This is a genomic window from Kribbella monticola, from assembly GCF_003261635.1.
Taxonomy (GTDB): domain Bacteria; phylum Actinomycetota; class Actinomycetes; order Propionibacteriales; family Kribbellaceae; genus Kribbella; species Kribbella monticola.
In genome coordinates this window covers 153,638-177,286 of the sequence record NZ_QFXK01000034.1, presented here as the reverse complement: position 1 = coordinate 177,286, position 23,649 = coordinate 153,638, and the positions used below count along the sequence as shown (strand labels likewise).

Sequence of the window (23,649 nt, the reverse complement as noted above, 5' to 3'; positions counted from 1 at the left end):
GTGTTCGAATGGCGTATGGCGTCTTCTGTTGAGGTGAGCTGGGAGCTGGACGGGATTGCGATGTACGGCAGTCTCGTTCGGCCCGAAGGGGATGGACCGTTTCCGGCGGTGGTGATGGTGGCTGGGAGTGGGCCTACTGATCGGGACTGGTGTTCGCCGTTGTTGGCTGGGAGTAATGGATCGGGGCGGTTGTTCGCGGAGGCGTTTGCTGAGGCGGGGATTGCTTCGTTGCGGTACGACAAGCGGGCGTCCGGGCCGCATGCGATGGAGAACGTGCCGAAGCTGGTCGGGCGGTTGAGTATGGGGTCGCATCTCGACGAGCTGGTGGCGGCTGTCGGCGTACTGGCTGCTGATGAGGGTGTCGATGCGTCGAGCATTGTTGGCCTCGGCAATAGTGAGGGGACGTTGCACGTGCTGCACTACGCGACCAGCGTGCAGGATGTGCCGTTTGCTGGGATCGTGCTTGCCGCGCCGCCGGGGAGACCGGTCGGGGAGCTGCTGTTGACGCAGCTTGCGATGCAGGCGTCGCAGATTCCTGGTGGCGAGGAGCTCATGCCCGCGGTACGGGAGGCGACCGAGCGCTATGAGGCGGGGCTGCCGATGGATCCTGATCCGCGGCTCCCCGAGAGTGTGCGGATGGTGCTCGCCAGTTTCGAGACGCCTGCGAACCTTCCGCTTGCCCGGGAGCTGTGGGCTGAGTCTGCTGTCGATCGTTTGCCGGAGGTGGAGATTCCGACTCTCGTGCTGATCGGCGGCAACGATCTGCAGGTCGACGCTCATGCCGATGGGGATCCGCTGCAGGCGGCGGCCGCGGGGATGGCGAATGTGACGTTTGCCTTCCCGCCCACCGCGAACCATGTCTTCAAGGAGGACACCCGCACTCCCGAAGAGGTGGTGGCGTCTCCGGGGAACGGCTACAACGCGGAGGGCACCAGGCTCGATCCGGAGGCGCTGGAGACGATCTTGAGTTGGCTCCAAGGAGTCTTCGCAACCGAACCCAGCTAGTACTGCGTGGGGCCCGGCCCTTGATCGGTGCCCTCGAGGGTGGCTGGTACGTCGATCTGGTCGAGGTGGAGGAGCCGGAGCCGAACCAGGTGGTGGTTCGTGATCTCAAGGTGGACATCGTGGTGCCGCCGGGGAGTTTTCGGTACGAGATGCTTGATCTGGACGAGTTCGCCGACGCGATCGAGGACGGGTCGATCGATGCCGCCACGGCGATCCGGGTGTTGCGCAGTACTCAGCGCTTTGTCGACAAGCATCTGCGCAACCTGGACCAAGCGGTGCTCGACTTCTGGCCGGACTTTCCGCCGGCAAGCGTGTTGCGGCTGGCTGAGTTGCCGCCATTTGTTGCCTGAGGCATGCAGATGAGAAGTCGGTTGTCCGTTGGTTCGGGGGAGCTTTAGGCTGCGGGGCAATGGATGCTGCTGAGTTCTACACGGGGATAGTCGTCGATGCGTATTCCAAGCTGAAGTCGACCAGCTTCGAGCCCGGGCCGTACGCCGATTTTGTGGTTGCCGTTGGTGAACCAGGGCTTGAGATCGGCTGTGGAGACGGCGAGCCGCTGTTGTCGTTGCGGCAGGCAGGGCTTGACGTCGAAGGGGTGGATTCGTCTGCCGACATGCTGGAGCGGTGTCGCGTGAATGCCGCTGCATTGGGCGTCGAGGTGACGCTGTATCACCAGCGGATGGAGGAGTTGAGCCTGCCGCGGCGGTATCGCTCGATCTACCTGGCCGGGCCGACCTTCAACCTGTTGCCCGATGACGAGACCGCCCGACGGGCGCTCCGGGCCATTCGAGAGCATTTGACCCCCGACGGTCACGCGATGATCCCGCTGTGGATCCCCGGACCAACTCCCGAAGACGAGCTCGGCGGCGCACGCGAGACGGTTGACGAGGACGGCGCGACGCTGGTCTACACGCCGCTGTCCGAGACCTACGATCAAGTCGCCAGGACTCGAACCACCACCGTCCGTTATGAGCGACGGAGCCCCGACGGTGCCGTCGAATACGCGGACCGCGACTGGGTCCTCCATTGGCACACCCAGACGTTAGCCCGGGAGATGTGCGAGGAAGCCGGCCTCGGCATCGTTCGGATCGAAGGCGACGCCGGCGCCCTCGCCACGGCCGACGACTTCACTCTCATCGTTCAGCCGACAATCACCTGACCGCCTGGAGCAGCACAGCCCGCTGTCGTCGGGGAGGGCGCCGTGTCAGGGGCGTGGCGGGGGTGTGTCAGGGGCGGCGGTGAGGCTGGTCGCATGACAAGTACAGCTGATGCGGAACTGCACCGCGAACCTGCGATTCGGTTGCAGGGGATAGAGAAGTCCTACAAGGAGTTGCACGTCCTCAAGGGCGTCGACTTCGAGGTGGCGCCCGGCAGCATCTTCGCCCTGCTCGGGTCGAACGGGGCCGGGAAGACCACGATCGTGCGGATCCTGTCGACGCTGCTGAGGCCGGACGCCGGTACCGCGACCGTCGAGGGGTTCGACGTCACGGCGGAGCCGGTCCGGGTGCGGGAGTCGGTCAGCCTGACCGGCCAGTTCGCCGCGGTCGACGAGATCCTCACCGGCCGGGAGAACCTGGTACTGGTGGCCAAGCTGCGGCATCTGAAGGCTCCCGGCCAGGTGGCCGACGAACTGCTCGCCCGCTTCAATCTCACCGACGCGGGGTCGCGGAAGGTCTCGACGTACTCCGGCGGCATGCGCCGGCGGCTGGACATCGCGATGAGCCTGATCGGGCAGCCGAAGGTGATCTTCCTCGACGAGCCGACGACGGGGCTCGACCCCGAGGCCCGGATCGACGTCTGGAAGGTGGTCAAGGAGCTCGCCGAGCAGGGCACCACCGTTCTGCTGACCACCCAGTACCTCGACGAGGCCGAGCAGCTCGCCGACCGGATCGCGGTCCTGCACCAGGGCCGGATCATCGCGAACGGCACCCTGGCCGAGCTGAAGAAGCTGCTGCCGCCGGCGAAGGTCGAGTACGTCGAGAAGCAGCCGACCCTGGAAGACATCTTCCTCACCCTGGTGGGGAACAACGGCAAGGACGAGTCATGAGCAGCCACTTCTTCACCGACACCTCGGTCCTGCTGGGCCGTTCGATGCGGCACATCCTGCGCAGCGCCGACACGATCATCACCACCGCGATCACCCCGATCGCGATGATGCTGCTGTTCGTCTACGTGCTCGGCGGCGCCATCCAGACCGGGACCGACAAGTACGTCAACTACCTCCTCCCCGGCATCATGCTGATCGCGATCGCGTCCGGGATCGCCTACACCGCGGTCCGGTTGTTCACCGACCTGAAGGGTGGCATCTTCGAGCGGTTCCACTCGATGCCGATCGCCCGCTCGTCCGTGCTGTGGGCCCATGTGCTGACCTCACTGGTCGCCAACGCGCTCACGGTGGTGATCATCGTCGCGGTCGGCCTGCTGATGGGATTCCGTACTTCGGCAGGTGTGCTGGCCTGGCTCGCCGTCGCGGGCATCCTGGCCTTGTTCACCCTGGCCCTCACCTGGGTCGCGGTCCTCGCGGGCCTGTCGGCCAAGTCCGTGGACGGCGCGGCCGGCTTCTCGTACCCGTTGATCTTCCTGCCCTTCATCAGTTCGGCCTTCGTCCCCACCAACACGATGCCGAGTGCCGTCCGGTACTTCGCCGAACACCAGCCCGTCACGTCGATCGTCAACACGATCCAGGATCTCTTCGCCCAGCGGCCGGTCGGCAACGACATCTGGATCGCGCTCGCCTGGTGCCTCGGCATCCTCGTTCTCGGGTACGTGTTCGCGATGAGCAGCTACCGCCGCAAGATCAGCTGACATGCCGACCTTCGCGACGCCAGAACCGATCGTCGCCGTCGTCCAGGTCGCCGGTGCTCACGTGCGGGTGAGCGCCGGCGACCGGACCGACACGGTGGTGCTGGTCGAACCGATCGACAAGTTCGACCCCGCCCACATCAAGGTGGCCGACCGGACCAAGGTCGACTTCGAAGCCGGCCGGCTCAAGGTCAAGACGACCGCGTCCGGCCACCAGGACGGTTCGATCGCCATCACGATCGAACTGCCGGCCGGCTCCAGCCTGATCGCGTACACGGCCCACTCGAGCGTTCGTGCCGACGGCTCCTTGGGCGACTTCGAACTCCACACGGCCAAGGGCCAGGTTCAGCTCGATCGCATCACCGGATTGCAAGCGAATGTCGCGGTCGGTGAGCTCACGATCGGGCACATCGCGGGGGACGCCGGCATCGAGGGCAGCGTGGTCGCCGTACGGATCGGCGAGGTCGAGGGCGCGGTCAAACTCTCGAACTCGGGTGGACAGACCTGGATCGGCCACGCCTCGGCCGATCTCGATCTCAGCAGCGCCAACGGCGGTTTCGACATCGACCGCGCCGACGCGAACGTCATCGCCCGGACGGCCAACGGTGCCATCCGGATCGGCCGGCTGGCCGGTGGGGAGGCAACGCTGTCGAACAGCTCGGGGAACATCGAGGTCGGCATCCGCGAGGGCAGCAATGCCGTAGTGGATGCCGACAGCAAACGAGGCCGGGTGCGCAACTGTTTGCCGGCCACGAACGCTTCAGACGACGTGGTCACCATCCACGCCCGCACGCGGCACGGCGACATCGTCGTACGACGTGCCGCTGGGTGACCTCAGGAACCGGTCCCCAGCGTGGTCTCGACCAGCTCGGACCAGCCCGCCGCTGCCCCTTCCTCGGTCAGCTCGGCGAATCGCTCGTCGCCGAGCCGGCCGCGGGCGTCACGCTCGATCCGGGCCGCGTCCGGATGGGAGCGATCCGGAAGCCCGCGGACCGCGACACTGGCCGCCAGCAGGCGCGCCGCCTGCTCGAACTCCTCGAGGCGGATGGCCAGGTCCGCCACCCCGACGACCATCCGGGCGATCACCAGCGCGGCTCCCACCTCAGAGGCGGACTGCCAGGCGGCGACTCGGTGGTTCCTGGACTCCTCGATGTCGTCGGCCAGGTAGCCGAGCAGATTGTGGAGTTCCGCGCTGAGGTTCGGCTGCTCCGCGGAATCACCCAGCAGTGAGGTCGCGAGGCCGAGCTGACGTCGGGCCTCCCCGGCGTCTCCACCCAGGCGGGCAAGCTCAGCTTTGGCAAGCGCCAGGCTGACCAACGCGTACGGCCAGGTGACGCCGTCGGCGATCCGCTCGGCCGCGGCGATGGTGGCACCGGCGGCGTCGCGATCGCCGTCGAGCCAGTACAGCAAGGCTTGCTGGGTCCGCATCTCGATGACGTCTTCGGTGGCGCCGACCTCGGTCAGGACAGCGGCCGCCTGGTCGTAGTACTGGCAGGCTCCGGCGAGGTCGCCTCGCAGGGCGAGCCAGCCGGCGAGTTCGCCCAGCACCAAGGACATGCCGAACCGTTCGCCGAGCGCGCGGAACTCGGCGAGTGCCTGCTTCAGCTCGACCTCCACCTCCCGCTCGCCCCGGCCGAAGATGAGCTGCATCTTGACGACCTGCCAGCGCCCGATCGCCCGGACCCAGGGATCGGCGCTGTCCAGCAGCGACTCGAAGGCGGTCACTGCTTCCGTCGGCTCCTCCAACAGGCGTTCCAGCGGGCCCGCGAAGTCCAGCAGCGGGTTCCCGCTCCGGCTGAGTTGGCTGAACCGGTACGCCTTGTGAATCCACTCCGCACCCAGGTGCTCGTCACCGCGCCCGGACGTCACGTAGAGCACGATCAGTCCGTACGCCATCGCGCGAACCTCGTCGGTTACCTCGCCCGGGAGGTCGGCGGCCGCGATGAGCAGCTCGAGACCCTCCGTACGTCGCCCGCCGAGGAACCAGTACCAACCGGCGGCAGCCGCCAGCCGCATGGCGGACTGCGCGTCGCCGGCCGCTATCGCACCGCGCAGCGCAGCACTGAGGTTGTCGTGATCCGCTTCGAGCGTCGCGCCCCACTCCAGTTGCTCTGCGCGGCGGAGATGTGGTTCGGCCGTCTCTGTCAGCTCGATGAAGTAGTCCAGATGCGCCCGGCGGGTGTCGTCTGCTTCGCCGGCCTCGGCGAGGCGGTCCGCGGCGTACTCCCTGATCGTGGTGAGCATCCGGTACCGCGGGGCGCCGTCGCCCGCAGGCACCAGGAGGGACTTCTCGGCCAGGGAGCTGAGCAACTCCAGCACCTGATCCGGCTCAACCGTGCCGCCCGTTGCGTCGGCGCAGACCTTCTCCGCCGCCTCCAGGCTCGCGCCGCCCGAGAACACCGACAACCGGCGCAGGACCGTGCGCTCGGCATCGGTGAGCAGTTCCCAGCTCCAGTCGACGACCGCGCGCAGCGTCCGGTGTCGTGGCAACGCAGTACGGCTACCGCTGGTCAGCAGCCGGAAGCGGTCATCGAGCCGATTGGCGAGCTGTTCGAGGGTCATCGTGCGCAATCGGGCGGCGGCGAGCTCGATCGCCAGCGGCATCCCGTCGAGCGCGCGACAGATCCGGACCATCGTCGAGAGGGTGAGTTCGTCGGTCCCGAGATCCTTGCGTACTGCGCCGGCCCGGTCGCGCAGCAGCTTCACCGCAGGCGAGTTCGCCAGTTCGTCGAAACGCGCTTCGGTCGGCACACTCAGCGGCTCGACCAGCCAGAGGGCTTCACCGGTGATGCCGAGTGGCTCCCTGCTGGTCGCCAGGATCCGCAGCCGCCGGCAGGCGCCGAGTACCCGATCAGCGAACCTGGCCGCCGCCTCGATCACGTGCTCGCAGTTGTCGAGGATCAGCAGCGCTTCCCGATCGCGGAGGGCGGCGATCAGGCTCTCCACCGGATCGGCGTTGTCCGTCGTACCGAGAAGCGCATCGCGGAGCCCGACTGCACTGAGCGCTGTCTGCGCCACATCGTCACCGACGCTGCTGGCGGCGAGTTCCACCAACCAGATGCCGTCCGGCCAGTCGTCGAGCAGCGTGCGCGCGGTCTCCGTGGCCAGCCTGGTCTTGCCCGAACCGCCCGGGCCGATCACGGTGGTCAGCCGATGTTCTGCGATGAGCTCCCGAACGACCGCCACGTCGGCGTCGCGGCCGACGAAGCTGGTCAGCTCTGCACGGATGTTGCTCTTCCCGCTGTCCTCCCGCTGCGCCAACTCCCCTCGCAGCAATGCGAGATGGAGCGCCGACAGCTCCGCTGACGGGTCGACGCCCAGTGCGTCCGCCAGGGCTTCTCTTATTCGTTCGAAGACGAGCAGCGCTTCGCTGTCGCGACCTGCTGACGCCAGAGCACGCATCAGGGCAGCGGCAAGTCGTTCCCGCAGGGGATGAGCGGTCACCGCGTCGGTGAGCTCCGGGATCAGTTCAGCGCCCTGGCCAAGGCTGACCTCTGCCTCGAACCGGTCCTCCATCGCCGCCAACCGCAAGGCTTCGAGCCGGGTCGCCGCCGCGTCGAACGCCGCACTGTCCTCCAGCCCGACGTCCTGCAGGGCCGAACCACGCCACAAAGTGAGGGCCTCGCGCAACAACCGAACCTGCCGCCGGCCCTCCTCGTCGCGGGCCTGCGTCACCAGGCGTTCGAACCGCAGCGCGTCGACCGCGTCGGGTTCGACGGTCAGGCGATAACCGCCCGGCTGTCCTTCGAGCGCACCACCGGGCAGCACCTTCCGCAGCCGGGATGCCAACCGCTGCAGGGCGTTCGACGCGTCGGCCGGCGGGTGCTCACCCCAGATCCAGTCGACGAGCGTCGCCTTCCCGACGACACGCCCCGGCTCGAGCGCGAGCGCGACGAGAAGCGCCCGCAACCGCGCACCCGGTACGTCGGCCAGGACGCCGTCGCCGGTGCGAACCTCGAACGGCCCAAGCATCCCGATCTGCACCCGGCAGATCTTGCCATGCGAACCGGGCCGCGCCGTACGCCGTACTCCGTCGGGCCGGGGAGATCTCGGGCACGCGTCCCGGAGTACGACGTCGTCGGTCCGGGGTGGCCTTCAGCTCAGCTCTTCGGCCAACGCGACGATCATGCCGCCCGGGCCGCGGAGATAGCAGAGCAGATAGCTGTCCTCCAACCGCGCGATCTCACCGAGCAGTTCGCCACCGTGAGCCTTCAGCCGCTCGACGGTGTCCGCGATGTCGTCGACGGCGAACATGATCCGGCGGATCCCCAGCGTATTGGCCGGCGCGTTCTGCTCTGCGTCGATCACGGCCGGTCGATGGAACTTGGTCAACTCCAGCCGGCTGTGACCATCCGGCGTACGCACCATCGCGAAGTCGACCCGCACGTCGTCGAGGCCGACAGTCCGGTCCACCCAGTCGCCCTCGACCGGTCCCTGCCCGTCCAGCTCCAGCCCGAGTTCGACGAAGAACGCGATCGCCGCCTGGAGATCGTCGACAACAACCCCGACATTGTCCATCCGCTTGACCGTCATACCCCAGCACCCTAGGCCCGGCCGGGACCACTCCCGCCGATCTCTCGACGATCGCCACCGTCGCGATCAGCCGGCGGCTTGGGTCAGGGCGGTGAGGAGGGCGGTGGTGGCCGGTGGGTCGGGCGGTTCGCCGTATGTGGCGGCGTAGACGTGCCGGTTGGAGCCGGGGAGTCGGGTGGCGACGATCCTCTCGGCGCGGTGGGCCTGGAGGGCGAGACCTGGGATGGTGGTGACGCCGAGGCCGGCTGCGACGAGTTCCTGCATGACGACCATGTCGTCGGTCGTGTAGCGGACGTCGGGTTCGAAGCCCTCGGCGGCGCAGACCGAAAGCAGATGACTACGGCAACGTTCACAACCGGCGATCCAGGTGGCGTCGTGCAGAGCGGCCAGGTTCTTCACGCGCTTCGGAGTGAGCAGGTAGATGGGATCGTCGACCAGGTGATGCAGGCGTACGCCGGGCGGCTCGGGTTCGCTCTCGTCGTACCGGAAGATGATCGCGACCTCGATCCGGCCGGCGCGCAGCAGGTCGAGCGCTTCGATCGGGTGGGTGTCGGTGAGGCTGATCTGCAGGCCCGGGTAGCCGGCGGCGAGGGCGGCCACTGCCCGGGACACGAAGGATCCGATCGCGGACGAGAAGCCGGCCAACCGGACCCGCCCGGCGGTGAGCCCGACGTGAGCCGCGAGTTCCGCGTCGGCGGCGTCGACCCGGCCGATGATCTCGGCGGCGCGGTCGGCGAGGAGTTGCCCGGCCTGTGTGAGCCGCACGCCGCGACCGACCTTCTGCAGCAGCTGCGCGCCGGTCTCCGCCTCCAGCCGGGCGAGGTGGTGACTGACCGTCGGCTGCGAATAGTGCAGCTCGCTGGCCGCCGCGGTGACCGAGCCGTGCCGAGCCACCGCGTCGATGACACGAAGCCGGGTGATATCCAACATGGATCGACTCTATCTATGAATCAGCGCGAAGACTGGCATTAGACGTATGGATCAGTACGTCGCACGCTGTTCTCATGACTACTCAAGAGCTTCTCCCCGTCAGCGAACTGACCGAACTCATCGATGGCGTCCGTACGGCGGTCGCCGCCCGCGCCGACTGGTCGGGTACCGCCCAGCTCGTCGCCGACCAGCTTCGCCGGCACTTGCCGACTCCCGCAGTACTGACACCGAAGCAGCGACTCGGCTCACCCGATCGATACACCAGCCACACTTTGTACGTCGAACCGGACAGCTCGTTCTCGATCATCGCGCTCGTCTGGCGGCCGGGGCAGTTCACGCGGATCCATGACCACGTGACCTGGTGCGTCTTCGGCGTCATCCAGGGCACCGAACACGAGGAGCTGTACGACGCCGACCTCAACCTGGTCGGCCGCAGCGACAACCACACCGGCGACGTCAGCGGCTTCGCGCCCCCCGGCGACATCCACCGCGTCCACAACACCGGCGACACCACCGCCATCTCCATCCACATCTACGGCACCGACGTCACCCGAATCGGCACCAGCGCCCGCCGCTTCTACAACTGACCGGCCGCCGGCCCGATGGGTGACGCGCTGCGGGGAGCGCCGGTGGTGGGGTGTACTGGGGGGATGACGGTTGACTTGTTTGCTGGGATTGCGGTGCGGGAGATCGGGGTGGCGAAGGCGTGGTACGAGCGGTTTCTGGGTGGGCCGCCGGCGTTCCTGCCCAATGACGAGGAGGCGGTGTGGGAGATCGCCGAGCATCGGTACGTCTACATCATCGAGGCGCCCGAGCGGGCGGGGCATGCGGTGAACACCGTGTTCCTCGAGCAGCTCGATCCGGTGATCGACGCGATCAGCGCGCGCGGGATCGAGCCCGTCGAGCGGGAGACGTACGACAACGGCGTCCGCAAGATCATCTACAACGACCCGGACGGCAACGAGTTCGGCTACGGCGGCGGCCCCGCGACCTAGCTCGCCGCGACTCAGCTCGCCGCGACTCAGCTCGCCGCGACTCAGCTCGTACTGCGAGGCAGGCGCACCATGAAGACGTCGATCGCGTCCTCGGACTCCACCACGAAGTCGTGCCGCTCGTAGAGCCGCCGGGCAGCGCTGCCCTGCAACACGTTCAACCGAACAGGAACACCCTCGGCGTCGGTGCGCTCCAGCAAGTCGCGCAACACCGACGATCCGAGCCCGCGCCCCTGGAACGCCGGAGCGAGATAGAAGTGCTCCAGCAACAATCCGTCGTCGACCGGTCGCACGGTGACGCTCCCGGCGAACGCCCCGCCGACCTCGATGATCGACGAGTACTGCGGCGAGAACGTGTCCCGCAGCCGTTGCCTCACCCGCTGCTCGTCGTAGCCCCGAGCCGTTCCAGATCTGGCCGCATCACCACGGCTCGGAGCTCCGCGACCATCTCGACATCGCCGGGCACAGCGGAACGCAGTACTGAATCCACCGAGCCAAGTATTCCCATCAGCTGAGCGGCGTGATCGGTCGAGGTCTCGCTATGCCCGACTTCGCGCAGTACCGTCAGACCAGGGTGGTGACTGGCGGTGACGACCGGTTGCCTCGGGGAATCGGTCTTGGGGGAGTCATGCGGAGTCGCGCGGGTGCTGCGGGAGGGTTGAAGGTGCACGCGATCGCGGGCACCTATGTGGTGCTGCTCGGGCTGGATCTGCCGAAGGCGCGGACGAAAGGCCTGCTGGGGTTCGCGATCGAGCGGTTCGACCCGGTCGAGAACGAGCGGTACTGGTTGCGCGGGATGAAGGTGTTCAAGGAGCTGTCGGGCGGGATTCCGCCGGGGACCTCGGTGAGTCTGCGGGAGCATCCGCTGCAGAGCTTCCTCTGGGGCGACTACACGGCCAAGCCCGGGCGGCCCTACGAGTACCGCGTGGTCGGGCTCTACGGGAAGCCGAAGAACCTCGAAGTACGCCAGGACGTCACCGTGAAGGTGACGACGGAGTCCGTCGACACCGGTCAGCACGCGGTGCACTTCAACCGTGGCGTGGCCGGGAGCCAGGCCTATGCGCAGAAGTTCGGCCGGCCGCCGCGACCAGATGATCGCAGCGATCCGGCGTACGACTGGTTGTCCAGAGGCTTGGAAGAGGCGCTGCTCGCGTACATCGACAAGGCGACCGGGCCAGGTTTCGCGTTGCGGGGCGCGGTTTACGAGTTCACCTACCCGCCCGTGCTGGCGGCGCTGGCCGCCGCCGTCGCGCGCGGAGTCGACGTCCAGATCGTCTACGACCGGCGTGGCAAGCCGAGTGACGATCCGAAGCGGAAGAAGGTCTGGCAGCAGAGCGAGCCGGCGATCCAGGCGGCCGGTCTGGAAGCGGCGATGATCCCGCGCAAGACCAACAGCGCGATCGCGCACAACAAGTTCCTGGTGCTGCTCCACGACGGCGTACCGGAGGAGGTCTGGACCGGCTCGACCAACATCACCTGGGGCGGCATCTTCGGCCAGTCGAACGTCGGCCACCTGGTCCGGGACGCCCAGATCGCGCAGCAGTACTTCGACTACTGGCAACGGATCGCGGTCGACCCGCAGTACGACCGCTTGCGTCCCGCCGATACCGATGCCACCCCGACGCCGAGCATCCCGCCGCCCGCCGGGGTCGCGCCGATCTTCAGTCCACGCACGACGCTGGACATGATCGACTGGTACGCCGGGGAGGCGGCCAAGGCGAAGAAGTCCTTCTTCATGACGGCGGCTTTCGGGGTGCACGACAAGATCGCCGCGGCGGTCGCCCCCGAGTCGGACGTGATGCGCTACCTCGTGCTGGAGAAGGAGCAGGGGCCCGGTGGGGTGCGCTTCGAGACCGACCACGACGTCAAGGTCGCCGTCGGCTCGTTCCTGCACACGGCGATCCTGGACCGCTGGACCAAGGAACAGCTCACCGGTCTCAATCCGATGGTGCAGTACACCCACACCAAGTTCATGCTGGTCGACCCGCTCGGCGACAAGCCGCTGGTGATCTCGGGCTCCGGCAACTTCAGCGACCCGTCGGTGCACGAGAACGACGAGAACATGCTGATCATCCAGGGCGACAGCCGGGTGGCCGACATCTATCTCGGCGAGTTCATGCGGGTCTTCAACCACTTCTATTTCCGCTACCTGGTGCAGAAGTTCCACGAGGCCGACGCCACGGCGTACCTGAGTCCTGACGACAGCTGGGTGGGCCGGTACTACGACAAGTCGACGCCCAGCTACCGCCAGCGACTCCTGTTCCACTGATCGTCACAACGGTCTCGCAGAAAGCTGCAATCGCTGCTCTCCGCGCCGGGGACTGGGTACCGTGAGAGCTCCCAACGGGTGAGGAGTTCGGCGTGCGGTTTCTTGGTGAGCGGGTTCCGGAACAGGATCTGACCTTCAACGACGTGTTCCTGGTGCCGAACAGGTCAGCGGTCTCGTCGCGGCTGGACGTCGACCTCTCGACCGGCGACGGGACCGGCGCCTCCATCCCTGTCGTCGCGGCGAACATGACCGCGGTGTCGGGCCGGCGGATGGCCGAGACGATCGCGCGCTGCGGCGGGCTGGCGGTGATCCCGCAGGACATCCCGGTCGAGGTGGTGACCGAGGTGGTCTCCTGGATCAAGCAGCGGCACACGATCTACGACACCCCGCTGGTGCTGACGCCGACCGGGACCGTCGGCGAGGCGCTCAACCTGCTGCCCAAGCGCGGCCACGGCGCTGTCATCGTGGTCGACAACGGCCGCGCGGTCGGCGTGGTCACCGACGCCGACTGTGAAGGCGTCGACCGCTACACCCAGCTCGACGGGATCATGTCCCGCGAGCTGCTGACGCTGCCGGCCGGGATCGCGGCCGAGGACGCGTTCAACCAGCTGCACGACGGCCGGCACCGGCTGGCGCCGGTGGTCGACGCCGACGGCAGCATCGTCGGCATCCTGACCCGCCAGCGTGCTCTCCGCGCGACCCTCTACGACCCAGCGGTCGATGCCTCCGGCAACCTTCGCGTCGCGGCCGCGATCGGCATCAACGGCGACGCCGAGCAGAAGGCGAAAGCCCTGCTGGACGCGGGCATCGACGTACTGGTGATCGACACCGCGCACGGCCACCAGGAGCGGATGATCGACGTACTGCGGACTGTCCGTGCCCTTGATCCGCAGGTGCCGGTCGTCGCGGGCAATGTCGTCACCGCGGACGGGGTCAGCGATCTCGTCGAGGCCGGCGCCGACATCGTGAAGGTCGGCGTGGGACCGGGCGCGATGTGCACGACCCGGATGCAGACGGCCGTCGGCAGGCCGCAGTTTTCGGCCGTTCTCGAGTGTGCGACCAGGGCCCGCGAGCTCGGCAAGCACGTCTGGGCCGACGGGGGAGTCCGGCATCCGCGTGACGTCGCGCTCGCGCTGGCGGCCGGCGCGTCCAGCGTGATGATCGGCTCGTGGTTCGCCGGTACGTACGAGTCGCCCGGCGATCCGCATCGCGACAGCGACGGCCGGATCTACAAGGAGAGTTTCGGAATGGCGTCCGCCCGTGCGGTCAAGCTCCGGACCGCTGAGGACACGCCCTTCCAGCGGGCCCGCAAGGGGTTCTTCGGCGAGGGTATCTCGACCGCCCGGATGTACCTCGACCCCGAGCGGCCGAGCGTCGAGGACCTGCTCGACAACATCGTCTCCGGCGTCCGCAGTTCCTGCACGTACGTCGGCGCCACGACCCTGGAGGAGTTCCACGAGCGCGCGGTCGTGGGCATGCAGTCCGCGGCCGGCTATTCGGAGGGCAAGCCGCTCAATACGAGTTGGTGAGTCAGCTCACAAAGCTCCCAGTCACAGTCCCCGAAGTCGATCCGTCGAAGGAGCAGAAGACGGAAACACTGAGAACTGGGAGCTGACATGACCGAGACGATTCTGGTGACCGGCGGGACCGGCACGCTGGGCAAGCTGGTGCTGCCGCAGTTGAAGGCTGCCGGGTACGACGTACGCGTGCTGAGCCGCCGCGGTGGAGTGAACAGCGACGGCATCGAGCACCTCCAGGGCGACCTGGTGAAGGGCGAGGGCCTCGTGCTCGACGGCGTCGACATCGTGATGCACCTGGCCGGCGGGGCCAAGGGCGATGCGGTCGCCGCGGGCAACCTGGCTCGCGCCGCTTCGGCAGCCGGCGTACGGCATCTCGTGCACATTTCCGTGATCGGCGCGGACAAGATGCCGATCGGGTACTTCCGGGAGAAGCTGGGCGCCGAGCAGGCTGTCCGTCAGTCCGGGGTGCCGTGGACGATTCTGCGCGCGGCCCAGTTCAACAGCCTGACCTACACGGTCGTGAAGAAGATGGCCGGGCTGCCGATCGTTCCGCTGCCGGGCGGCCTGCGGTTCCAGCCGGTCGACGAGCGGGACGTGGCGGACCGGATGGTCGAACTGGCGCTGGGCGACCCGGCCGGCGTCGTACCGGATCTCGCCGGGCCGACCGTCTACGGGTTGCGCGAGCTGGTCGACAGCTACCTGCACGCCCAGGGCAAGCGGCGGCCGAAGCTGCCGATCCGGATGCCAGGCAAGGTCGGCCGCGCCTACCGCAGCGCCGAGAACCTCACCCTCACCGGCGCCACCATCGGCAAGCGCACCTGGGAGCAGTACGTCGCCGAGCAGTCCTAGCGGGTGGCGGTGATCAGCACGGTGTGTTTGCGGATGGGGAAGTTGCCTTGGGCATCGATGACGGGCTGGACGGCGGCACGGGCGGCGGCTTCCTGAGCCGGCGTGAGCGGGCCGCCGACCAGGCTGGCCAGGTAGGCGATGATCGGGTCCGCGCTCGGCACGGCGAGGTCGCAGGGGTAGCGCTCGACCTCCACGTCGGAGAAGTAGCGGGCGATGTAGCCGGGGCCGGCCTCGGCGGTGAAGTCGTTCATGATCAGGCCGCGGGCGAGTTCGGGATGGCCGATGACCGGGGTGAGCGCGAACAGCTCGGCCAGATGGGCGCCGCCGTTGACCGCGACGGCCAGCTTGCCGCCAGGGCGTAGTACGCGGGCGAACTCGCGCAGGGCGAGGGCCGGATCGTCCACGTGGTACAGCATGTGGTTCGCGATCAGCGTGTCGAAGGTCGCGTCCTCGAACGGCAGGTCGAGCGCGTTCGCCTCGCGCACCTCGGCGCCGGGGATCTTGCGCAGTTCGGCGCACATCGCGGGGGAGAAGTCGACCAGCGTGAGCCGCACACCGCGACCGGCGTGGTCGATCTGCGACCAGAGCTTGCCGGTGCCGGCGCCGACCTCGAGCACGTCGCCTTGCAGCGGCAGCCGCTGCTCCAACCACGCGAACCAGTCCTGCGGATTGGTGCTGTACGCGTGCAGCGCCATCCGCGCGACGAGATTCTCCGTCGTCTCCGCGTACTGGCTGACAGCGTGCGCCGAGGGCTTCATCCACCAACCCTAACCAGCGCACGCCGCAGCCGGTACCTCGGATCAAGTCGCCACGGGGTCGGGAACTTCAGGCGGACGATGTAGTTGTCGAGGGTGCTCGGGGTGCCGCCGTTCATGTCGTTGTTGGTGGAGGTGAGCCAGAGAGCGCCGTCGGGCGTCTTGGTGACACTGCGCAGGCGGCCCCAGCGGCCGGAGAAGACGGCTTGCGGCGTGCTGACCCCGGTGCCCGCGGAGTTGATCTGAGTGACCCACAGTTGCTGTCCGGTGACGCCGGCAATGTAGATCCAGTCGTTGACGATCTCGACGCCACTCGGTCCCGCCTGGGAGGTCGACCAGGTGCGCTTCGGGGCGATGTAGCCGCCGCAGTCGCCGATGGTGCCCTCGCATGCGGGCCAGCCGTAGTTGCCGCCCTTCTGGATCAGGTTGAGCTCGTCCTGGCTGTTCTCGCCGAACTCCGCCGCCCACAGCTGGCCCCGGGAGTCCCAGGCCAGGCCTTGCGGGTTGCGGTGACCGTAGCTGTAGACGTAGCGCGCGTTGCCGCCGGTGCTGAAGAACGGGTTGTCGCTCGGCGGCGTACCGTCCGGGTTGATCCGCAGGATCTTGCCGTTCAGCGAGCCCTTGTTCTGCGCGTTGGCGCTGTTCTTGGCGTCGCCGACGGTCGCGTAGAGCTTGCCGTCCGGACCGAACCGCAGCCGGCCGCCGTTGTGGTAACGGTTCTTCGCCAATCCGGTCAGGATCGGCTCCGAGGTCGACGCCAGTACGCCGTTCTCGTACTTCATCCGCACGATCCGGTTGTCGTTCGCGGCCGTGTGGTAGAGGTACACCCAGTGGTCGGTCGGGAAGTTCGGCGACAGCGCCAGCCCGAGCAAGCCGCCTTCACCGGTGGTCGTGACCACGCCGGGAACCTTGCCCAGCGTGGTTTTCTGACCGGCCGCCGTCACCAGCAGCAGCTCGAACCGGTCCCGCTCGGTGACGAGTGCCGACCCCGAGTTGTCCGGCAGGAACGCGACGCTCCAGCCGAGGTCGACCCGCGCGATGTCCTTCTCGTACTGCGGAATGCCACCGGTTCCCGCGCCGGCAGTCCGCACCGTCAACGCGTTGCTCGGGCTGGAGGCGTTGCCGTCAGGGTCGCGAGCCTTGACCGTGAACGTGTAGGCGGTGTTCGGCGACAGGTTGGTGATCGTGGACGTCAGGGAGCTCGTGGTCGAGACCTTGGTGGCGCCTTGATACACGTCGTACCCGGCGATGCTGCCGCTGTTGTCCGTGGAGGCGTTCCAGGCAAGGGAAACGCTGTTCGAACTGACACTCGTACTGCGAAGGCTGCCGGGTGCGGTCGGCGGTTGGGTGTCGCCGCTGGTCGGGGTGGTGAACGTGACGACGTTGCTCTGCTGCGAAGCGTTGCCTGCGGCATCGAATGCGCCGACCGACACGTCGTAGGAGGTGTTCGAGGTGAGCGTGTCGACGGTGGCGGTCAGGGTGTTGGCGTTGACCACCTTCAGCACGTTGCCGCCGCGGTTGATCTCGTACCGGACGACGCCGACGTTGTCGGTCGCCGCGGTCCAGGTGAAGGTGGCCGCGTTCGACTTGATGTTGCTGACGGCAAGGTTTCCGGGGGCGGCCGGCGGCTGGGTGTCGTCGCTGGTCGGGGTGACGGTCAGCTTGTCCGCGTTCGGGCCGCCGTCGGCGGTGGTCGCGCGGGCACGGATCTTGTTGGTGCCGGCGGCAAGCGTCAGCCGGACCGTCTTCGTCTGCCAGGTGTTCCAGTCGCCGGTGCCGGGGAAGGTGATGCCGACGGCGCCGGCCACTCCGTTGACGGTGAAGTCGAGGGGCCGGGCCGCGGTCGTCCCGTTGGCGTAGCGAAGCGTCACGTCGGCCGGGCCGGCCGGTGCGGTGATCGTCCACTCGACATAGCTGCCGACGAGGTTGTCGTAGTTGACGAACCCGCTGCCGGTGTAGCCGGTGTGGTTCGACTCGACGGCGCCTTGCGAGATCGCGGCGTCCTCTGCCTGATAGTCGGTCGAGGCCGCGGGTGCTTGCGTGGTGGTCAAGGCAGTTGCTGATGGCAGCGCCGAGGGCGCGAGCGCCGCAACAACGGCGACGGCGGCTGCGCCGGTTGCAAGGGCGCGCCAAACGGATCGAGGTGTCACGAGAGCCTCCTGGGGCGGACGGAGGGGCAAAATTCGTTAGGAAAGTTTCCTAACTACCGTGCTCTGCATCACACCACCCGGTAATTCCGCTGTCAACCCGTTGCGGCGGCCCGCCCGCAGGCGAGCCGCCGGCAGGTCAGGCCTCGCTGACGGTGATGAGGACCTTCCCGGTCGTACCCGACTCGACGGCCTGGTGGGCGTCGGCCGTCTGGTCGAGGGAGAAGTGGTGCAGGGGCAGTCCGGCGGCCTCGCCGACCGGCAGAGCGCCGGCCGCGATGGCGGCGTTGATGTCCTCGGCCGCAGCCTCGATGAGGTGCCAGCCCATCGAATAGAGCAGCACGAACTGGTAGCGCGAGTTGAGGCCCATGTTGGCGCGGATGTCCACCTCGAACGGCTGGTCACCGTTGTTCGCGTAGATCGCGATGGTCCCGCGGGTTCGCAGTACAGCCAGGTCGAGCGCGTTGTTGGCGCCGGCCGCGACCTCCACGATGATGTCGACCCCGTCGGGCGCCTGCGAGCGGATCTGCTCGGCGGCATCGGCGTCGCGGTAGTTCACGACGTACTGCGCGCCTGCGGCGGTCGGATACGCCGCCTTGGCCTCGCTGCTCACTGTTGCGATCACCGTGGCGCCGGCCCATCGCGCGAGCTGGATCGCCGCATGGCCGACCGCCCCGGCTCCGCCCGCGACCAGAACGACCTTGCCCTCCAGGGCTCCAGGAGCCAGCCGATCAGGACCGTCCTCGGCCACCGTCAGCGCTCGATATGCCGTGATCGCCGGGATCCCGATGCTCGCACCGAGATCGAAATCGGCATCCTCGGGCAGCGGAAAGACCCGATTGACCGGTACGACGGTGTACTCCTGCGCCGTACCGCTGCCGGGCCGTTCGTACGCCGCCAGCGAGAGCCAGACCCGATCTCCGACGGTCACGCCTTCGACCTCGGGGCCGATCGCGTCGACCACGCCGGCGCCGTCCTGGTTGGGCACGGACTCGTCGGTGGGCCCACCGCCGTACATGCCGGTGCGGGCCTTCCAGTCGGTCGGGTTCACGCCCGAAACAACGACCCGGACCCGGACCTCGCCCGCGGCCGGCTCGGTGATCTCGCGGTCGACGAGCCGCAGTACGGACTCGGCCGGGCCGTGCTGATCATGAACGACTGCCTTCATCACAAAGCTCCCAGGGATCAGCGATCGCGTACTCCGGCTACAGCCGTCGTCGCGCCGCTGTTATTCCAGGGACGCTCAGTACCGCGGGTCGCGGGGGTCGCGGCGCTCCTCGACGACGGTGGTGTGCGAGCTGCGCGTGCGCTGGCCGTTGAGCAGCATGACCAGCACCAGACCGAGCGCACCGGCGCCCATCAAGATGTAACCGACCACGGTCAGGTCGACGCCGCTGAGCCGGTCCGATACGCCGAACGCGAGGATGCCGCCGACCGCGAGCAGAAAGATTCCCGCACCGATTCCCATCACAGACCTCCACAGGTTGGTGCGCCGCGGGACAGCCGTCCGGCGACACTTGCTGCGGGTACCCGACCGCACACGTTCACAAACTGGTCGGCGGGTTGCGGGGCCTGGTGTAGTGCGATCTGCGCGGAACGGGTCCGCTGTGACCCCGGGCACGGCGCTCGACGCCGTCGCGCGGGTAGAGTGGGAACGTTTGTGGAGGGGAGTATTCCTTCGCGGCAGCGTCGTCATCACGGAAGGCCCCAGGCCGACCCGGTGCTGTCGGTCCGAGCTTGTCGGGCGGAAGAGACCTCCGGACCAGCCGAGTGAGCCCGTCCGGAGGTATTCCCGTGGTGTCCGATATGTCCCCGATCGTGTGGATCCTGACCATCGCCGGTCTGCTGGCGATCGTCGCCTTCGACCTGGTCGTGATCGCCCGGCGTAAGCGCAGCGTCACGATCAAGGACGCCACCCGGTGGGTGCTGTTCTACGTCGGGCTGGCGGGCCTGTTCGCCGTCGGCCTGTTCGTCTTCAGTCCCGGCGCGTCGGGCGGCGAGTTCGTCGCCGGGTACATCACGGAGTACAGCCTCAGCGTCGACAACCTGTTCGTGTTCGTCATCATCATGGCGAGGTTCGCGGTGCCGTCGCTGGCGCAGGACAAGGTGCTCTACATCGGCATCGTGGTCTCGATGCTGCTCCGCGCGGTCTTCATTCTGGCGGGCGCCGCGGCCATCTCGGCAGCCAGTTGGGTGTTCTACATCTTCGGCGCGTTTCTGGTCTACACCGCCGTTCGGCTCGCGCTCGAGGGCGAGAACGACGAGACCGACTTCCAGGAGAACGTCGTCATTCGCGGGATGCGCCGGGTGCTGCCGTTGCAGCACGACTACGACGGCGCGAATCTGGTCACCAAGACCAGCGGCCGGCGGATGCTCACCCCGTTGGTGATCGTGATCGCCGCGATCGGGATGGCGAACGTGATCTTCGCGCTCGACTCGATTCCGGCCATCTTCGGCCTCACCCAGGACGCGTACATCGTGCTGACCGCGAACGCCTTCGCCCTGATGGGGCTGCGTCAGCTGTACTTCCTGATCGGCGGGCTGCTGGAGCGGGTCATCTACCTCAACGTCGGCCTGTCGGTGATCCTCGCCTTCATCGGCGTCAAGCTGATCATCGAGGCCCTGCACGGGTCGCACATCGACGACATCGGCGCGATCCACCTGCCGCACATCGGCATCGCGACCTCGCTCGGCTTCATCGCCGGCACCCTGATCGTCACCACGGTCGCCAGCCTGATCAAGTCCGGCCGCGACCGCCGCCGGGTCGAGGTCGAGGCCGACTGACCTGTGTACTACGGGTCGCCGCGGACCCGTAGTACTGGGCGGCTAGGCCTTCAATTCGGTCGGCTGCTCCACCGGCTCCTTGGCGGGTCGGAGGCGGAGGTACAGCGCCGGGATCGGCGTCAGGATCAGGCCGGAGACGACCAGCGCCGTACGGATCGAGGTGCGGCCGGCCAGCGCGCCCAGCGGTGGTCCGCCGATGACCTGGCCGATCGCGTTGGACTGCGACACCATCGAGATCACCGTCGCCCGCGACCGCGACTCGACGTTGCGGTTCAGCCAGGCGGATTCGACCGGGTAGGCGATGGTCGCGGCGACACCGCCCACCCACATGGCCACGAGCCCGAGCCAGAGGTGATCGGCCAGCGCGAATCCGATCACGCCGGCTACCTGGAACAGGCTGAGCAACGCGAGCAGCCCGTTGGGATGCAGCGCGGTCATGCGTTCCGGCGAGACCTTGTTGACCACCAGCGAGGTGGCCAGCGACAACAGGGTTCCGATCAGCGCGAAGACGGTGAACCAGACCGCCGGATCCGACGTACCGAACACTTCGGGGAAGCTGAAGTCGTCGAGGATCTTCACCGACCACAACCGGTCGAACGCCTCACTGGACAGGCCCGAGATCAGGCTGACCAGCGCGAGGTTCCGGATCACCGGGCGACTCCGCGCGACGGCCAGACCGTGCTTGAAGGTGTTCGTCAGGTTCTTGAAGGTCTCCCGCTCGCCCCGCGGCGTCGGGTGGAAGTTGTCCTCCCGCATGAACACCGCCAGCGCGAGCGCCAGCAGGATCGTGCCGGCGCCGCCGACCTTCATCGGCAGCGACAACGCGGTCAGCCCGAGCAGCCCCGCGGCGACCGTACCGGCGATGGTCGCGGCCAGCTCGACCTGCTGGGCCCGGACGAACACCCGGCCGGCGCGGTCCTCACCGACCTCGTCGGTGATCCAGGCCTGATCGGCGCCCGAGGTGAAGGTGTACCCCATTCCCCACAGCACCTGAGCGGCGAGCACCGCCACGAAGGCCGGGACGAGACCTTGCAGGAGCAGGCCGGCGCCGATCAGCGTGAAGCCGATGACGACCGACAACCGGCGGCTGTACAGATCGGCCACGATGCCGGTCGGGATCTCGAACGCGAAACAGGCGACTTCGAGGGTCGTTCCGACCAGCACCATTTGCAGCGGGCTCAGGCCGACGTCCTTGACGAAGTAGACCATGTTGAGCGTGAACGCCAGCGCGGAGAGGAAGGACCAGCCGCCCTGGAAGGCGTAGTACGTGCGGGCCGGATCGGCGGCCCGGAAGGCAGGCAAAGACATCGTCGGTGACTCCTGGAAGCAGCACGTGCGCGGGCATGACGAAGCCCGACCGGGTCGCTGCCGGACGATTCGCGGGCAGTCGACGGGTCGACGCTGAACGTGACGCACGACAGCGCTTCAGCAGATGAAGACAACGCCTCAGCAAGTTGGCGCGGTGGTGCGCTTTCAGGAGCGGGTTTGCATACCGGTCAGCGTAGGGCAGCGATGCCCTGCGACGCCTTCGAATTGTTTCGGTTCGGGTCTTTCGGCCCTAGTGGTGGCTGACTACTCACCGTAGGTTGGCGATTGCGCCTAGGAAGCGTGCAGGAGCAGCGGCCCCACTTGGGGGGTGGCCGGGTTCGACTCCCGCCCGTTGCACGCTCCGGCCGAATGGCCGGACTGGAAAGGTGTACATGAGTCTCACAACGGGTCGTATCGGTGTCGCAGGTCTGGCCGTCGGTGCGGTCCTGCTGGGTACGACGGGATCGGCCACGGCGTCGGTGACCACTGATCAGCAAGCGGCCGCAACGGCGCCGGCACCCGCGCCGAACAGCATCACGGGGGCGATGGTGAAGGACGGCACGCTGTACGCCGCTGATCTGGCGCCGGCCGTGGTTACGTGGTTCACCACGATCTACGACGGCACGGTGACGACCGGCAGCGTCAAGGACGGGACGCTGACGCTGAACGACTTCTCGTCCGGAGTGAAGCTCGCCCTCAAGGGCGACACCGGCGCTACCGGCGCCACCGGGGCCAAGGGGGAAACCGGGGCGAAGGGTGAGGTCGGTCCGCAGGGGCCTGCCGCGGTCTGGTCGGGAGCTCACTGGGGCACTGTCCTGCGGAACACCATCGGAGCGGGGAGCGCCGAGTTGAAGGCGACTTCGACGATCGCACCGGCCGGTGCGGGCGCGCTGGAACTGAACACCGCATCGCCCACGGACAAGGCGGCCTTCGGCAACGAGGTCGACTTCGTGGGGAACCAGGTGAGTGCCATCACGGCGCTCGGGTTGACGGTCTACACGACCGGCGAGAACAACGCGCGGGCGGCGAACAACATGCCGTCGATCACCTTCGAGATCAATCCGAACCTGTCGACCTCGACCAGGACCTACGCCTCGATGGTCTTCGCGCCGAACAACAGCGCGGCCAACGCCTGGACCGCGCTCGACGCGCGAGACGACAGCCTCGGCAAGGTCTGGGGTCTCACCGGCGCCGACATGCCGTGCAACATCAACGGCGCCCGCTGCACCTGGACCGAGCTCCAGGCCGCCTTGAACGACGGCGGAGCCGGCGCGAGCGTGTACAGCCTGTCGATCACCAAGGGACGCGATTTCGAGTTCCACGGCGCGGCCGACAAGCTCGTGTACAACGGCAGCGTGTTCGACTTCGAGCCGACCGGCGTGAAGTAGCCCCCGTCCCGCTGAGCCGACCGCCGGGCCGCACCAGAAAATAGCGGCCCGGCGCCCCGGTTCACAGCACTACGCACGGGTACTATCGCAGTAGCCCGGCCCGGCCGTTCCCCCGTGATGGTCGGGTCGGGTCTTGAACGTCAAACACCTTTCTGGGTAGCGGGGTCGCCCCCGGTGACGCGATACCCGGCCTGCTCCTACAGCGCCACGCACCCGGTCCGCTCGTACAGCGCCACGCTCCCGGTCCGCTCGTACAGCGCCACGCTCCCGGTCCGGTTCTCGGCAACGGTCCACAACCCCGGTACGCCGTGTCGCCATGTCTTGACACGGTCGCGGGCTGACTGTTGACTGGGAGATAGTTCACGCG

General features: G+C 67.7%; 22 protein-coding genes. 13 read left to right on the top strand and 9 right to left on the bottom strand.

Translation table 11 applies throughout. The features are described from left to right. The 6 genes from DIZ26_RS25415 to DIZ26_RS25390 all read left to right on the top strand — a co-directional run bounded on the left by DIZ26_RS25415 (position 1) and on the right by DIZ26_RS25390 (position 4,639). The gene (locus DIZ26_RS25415) at positions 1–1,005 is read left to right on the top strand and encodes an alpha/beta hydrolase family protein (RefSeq protein ID WP_198676281.1); all 1,005 of its coding nucleotides are present in this window, start codon (positions 1–3) and stop codon (positions 1,003–1,005) included. A 20-nt stretch (positions 1,006–1,025) separates the two neighbouring features. Further along, positions 1,026–1,355: a DUF402 domain-containing protein gene (locus tag DIZ26_RS25410; protein WP_157979808.1), complete on the top strand. Its 330-nt coding sequence runs from the start codon at positions 1,026–1,028 to the stop codon at positions 1,353–1,355. A gap of 59 nt (positions 1,356–1,414) precedes the next feature. Continuing rightward, positions 1,415–2,164, top strand: a complete 750-nt coding sequence (locus DIZ26_RS25405; RefSeq protein ID WP_112245787.1) for a class I SAM-dependent methyltransferase — start codon at positions 1,415–1,417, stop codon at positions 2,162–2,164. Between the two features lie 93 nt (positions 2,165–2,257). Next, the gene (locus DIZ26_RS25400; RefSeq protein ID WP_112245785.1) at positions 2,258–3,052 is read left to right on the top strand and encodes an ABC transporter ATP-binding protein; all 795 of its coding nucleotides are present in this window, start codon (positions 2,258–2,260) and stop codon (positions 3,050–3,052) included. Further along, positions 3,049–3,810, top strand: a complete 762-nt coding sequence (locus DIZ26_RS25395; protein WP_112245783.1) for an ABC transporter permease — start codon at positions 3,049–3,051, stop codon at positions 3,808–3,810. The genes DIZ26_RS25400 and DIZ26_RS25395 overlap by 4 nt, the downstream gene beginning before the upstream one ends. Before the next feature lies 1 nt (position 3,811). Continuing rightward, positions 3,812–4,639 (top strand): DUF4097 family beta strand repeat-containing protein, encoded by an 828-nt coding sequence (locus DIZ26_RS25390; RefSeq protein WP_112245781.1) that lies wholly within the window; start codon positions 3,812–3,814, stop codon positions 4,637–4,639. 2 nt (positions 4,640–4,641) lie between these two features. Here the strand turns inward: DIZ26_RS25390 and DIZ26_RS25385 are convergent, their stop codons facing one another. The 3 genes from DIZ26_RS25385 to DIZ26_RS25375 all read right to left on the bottom strand — a co-directional run bounded on the left by DIZ26_RS25385 (position 4,642) and on the right by DIZ26_RS25375 (position 9,270). After that, complete coding sequence (locus tag DIZ26_RS25385) at positions 4,642–7,791, bottom strand: BTAD domain-containing putative transcriptional regulator (RefSeq protein WP_112245779.1); 3,150 nt, start codon at positions 7,789–7,791, stop codon at positions 4,642–4,644. Positions 7,792–7,902: 111 nt separating this feature from the next. Then, a complete protein-coding gene (locus tag DIZ26_RS25380; protein ID WP_112245777.1) occupies positions 7,903–8,340 on the bottom strand; it encodes a VOC family protein in 438 nt (145 codons plus the stop codon). A gap of 66 nt (positions 8,341–8,406) precedes the next feature. After that, positions 8,407–9,270 (bottom strand): LysR family transcriptional regulator, encoded by an 864-nt coding sequence (locus tag DIZ26_RS25375; protein ID WP_112245775.1) that lies wholly within the window; start codon positions 9,268–9,270, stop codon positions 8,407–8,409. 74 nt (positions 9,271–9,344) lie between these two features. Between DIZ26_RS25375 and DIZ26_RS25370 the strand changes: the two genes are divergently transcribed. Further along, positions 9,345–9,857 carry a cysteine dioxygenase family protein gene (locus tag DIZ26_RS25370; protein WP_112245773.1) on the top strand — a complete coding sequence of 171 codons (513 nt, stop codon included), beginning with the start codon at positions 9,345–9,347 and terminating at the stop codon, positions 9,855–9,857. A 63-nt stretch (positions 9,858–9,920) separates the two neighbouring features. After that, complete coding sequence (locus tag DIZ26_RS25365) at positions 9,921–10,265, top strand: VOC family protein (protein WP_112245771.1); 345 nt, start codon at positions 9,921–9,923, stop codon at positions 10,263–10,265. A 41-nt stretch (positions 10,266–10,306) separates the two neighbouring features. Here the strand turns inward: DIZ26_RS25365 and DIZ26_RS25360 are convergent, their stop codons facing one another. After that, positions 10,307–10,639, bottom strand: a complete 333-nt coding sequence (locus tag DIZ26_RS25360) for a GNAT family N-acetyltransferase (RefSeq protein ID WP_232828591.1) — start codon at positions 10,637–10,639, stop codon at positions 10,307–10,309. Positions 10,640–10,890: 251 nt separating this feature from the next. Here DIZ26_RS25360 and DIZ26_RS25355 point away from each other — a divergent pair, with 251 nt between their 5' ends. From DIZ26_RS25355 to DIZ26_RS25345, 3 genes are all read left to right on the top strand, one after another. Further along, positions 10,891–12,531, top strand: coding sequence for a phospholipase D-like domain-containing protein (locus tag DIZ26_RS25355; protein ID WP_232828590.1), 1,641 nt, complete (start codon positions 10,891–10,893; stop codon positions 12,529–12,531). A 92-nt stretch (positions 12,532–12,623) separates the two neighbouring features. Next, the gene (locus DIZ26_RS25350) at positions 12,624–14,060 is read left to right on the top strand and encodes a GuaB1 family IMP dehydrogenase-related protein (RefSeq protein ID WP_112245767.1); all 1,437 of its coding nucleotides are present in this window, start codon (positions 12,624–12,626) and stop codon (positions 14,058–14,060) included. A gap of 87 nt (positions 14,061–14,147) precedes the next feature. Beyond that, positions 14,148–14,900 carry an SDR family oxidoreductase gene (locus DIZ26_RS25345; RefSeq protein ID WP_112245765.1) on the top strand — a complete coding sequence of 251 codons (753 nt, stop codon included), beginning with the start codon at positions 14,148–14,150 and terminating at the stop codon, positions 14,898–14,900. Here DIZ26_RS25345 and DIZ26_RS25340 read toward each other — a convergent pair. From DIZ26_RS25340 to DIZ26_RS25325, 4 genes are all read right to left on the bottom strand, one after another. After that, positions 14,897–15,658 carry a class I SAM-dependent methyltransferase gene (locus tag DIZ26_RS25340; protein WP_198676279.1) on the bottom strand — a complete coding sequence of 254 codons (762 nt, stop codon included), beginning with the start codon at positions 15,656–15,658 and terminating at the stop codon, positions 14,897–14,899. The genes DIZ26_RS25345 and DIZ26_RS25340 overlap by 4 nt on opposite strands. Then, positions 15,655–17,805, bottom strand: coding sequence for a PQQ-dependent sugar dehydrogenase (locus DIZ26_RS25335; RefSeq protein ID WP_112245763.1), 2,151 nt, complete (start codon positions 17,803–17,805; stop codon positions 15,655–15,657). The genes DIZ26_RS25340 and DIZ26_RS25335 overlap by 4 nt, the downstream gene beginning before the upstream one ends. Before the next feature lie 136 nt (positions 17,806–17,941). Continuing rightward, on the bottom strand, positions 17,942–18,970 hold the full coding sequence (locus tag DIZ26_RS25330; protein WP_112245762.1) for an NADPH:quinone reductase: 1,029 nt from the start codon (positions 18,968–18,970) through the stop codon (positions 17,942–17,944). 75 nt (positions 18,971–19,045) lie between these two features. Next, positions 19,046–19,270 carry a DUF6458 family protein gene (locus tag DIZ26_RS25325; protein WP_112245760.1) on the bottom strand — a complete coding sequence of 75 codons (225 nt, stop codon included), beginning with the start codon at positions 19,268–19,270 and terminating at the stop codon, positions 19,046–19,048. Between the two features lie 338 nt (positions 19,271–19,608). Between DIZ26_RS25325 and DIZ26_RS25320 the strand changes: the two genes are divergently transcribed. After that, positions 19,609–20,586, top strand: a complete 978-nt coding sequence (locus tag DIZ26_RS25320) for a TerC/Alx family metal homeostasis membrane protein (RefSeq protein ID WP_112245758.1) — start codon at positions 19,609–19,611, stop codon at positions 20,584–20,586. A gap of 42 nt (positions 20,587–20,628) precedes the next feature. Here the strand turns inward: DIZ26_RS25320 and DIZ26_RS25315 are convergent, their stop codons facing one another. Beyond that, positions 20,629–21,894: an MFS transporter gene (locus DIZ26_RS25315; RefSeq protein ID WP_112245756.1), complete on the bottom strand. Its 1,266-nt coding sequence runs from the start codon at positions 21,892–21,894 to the stop codon at positions 20,629–20,631. A gap of 392 nt (positions 21,895–22,286) precedes the next feature. On the opposite strand from DIZ26_RS25315, the gene DIZ26_RS25310 reads away from it, so the two are divergent. Further along, positions 22,287–23,282: a collagen-like triple helix repeat-containing protein gene (locus DIZ26_RS25310; RefSeq protein ID WP_112245754.1), complete on the top strand. Its 996-nt coding sequence runs from the start codon at positions 22,287–22,289 to the stop codon at positions 23,280–23,282. Positions 23,283–23,649 lie beyond the last annotated feature (367 nt).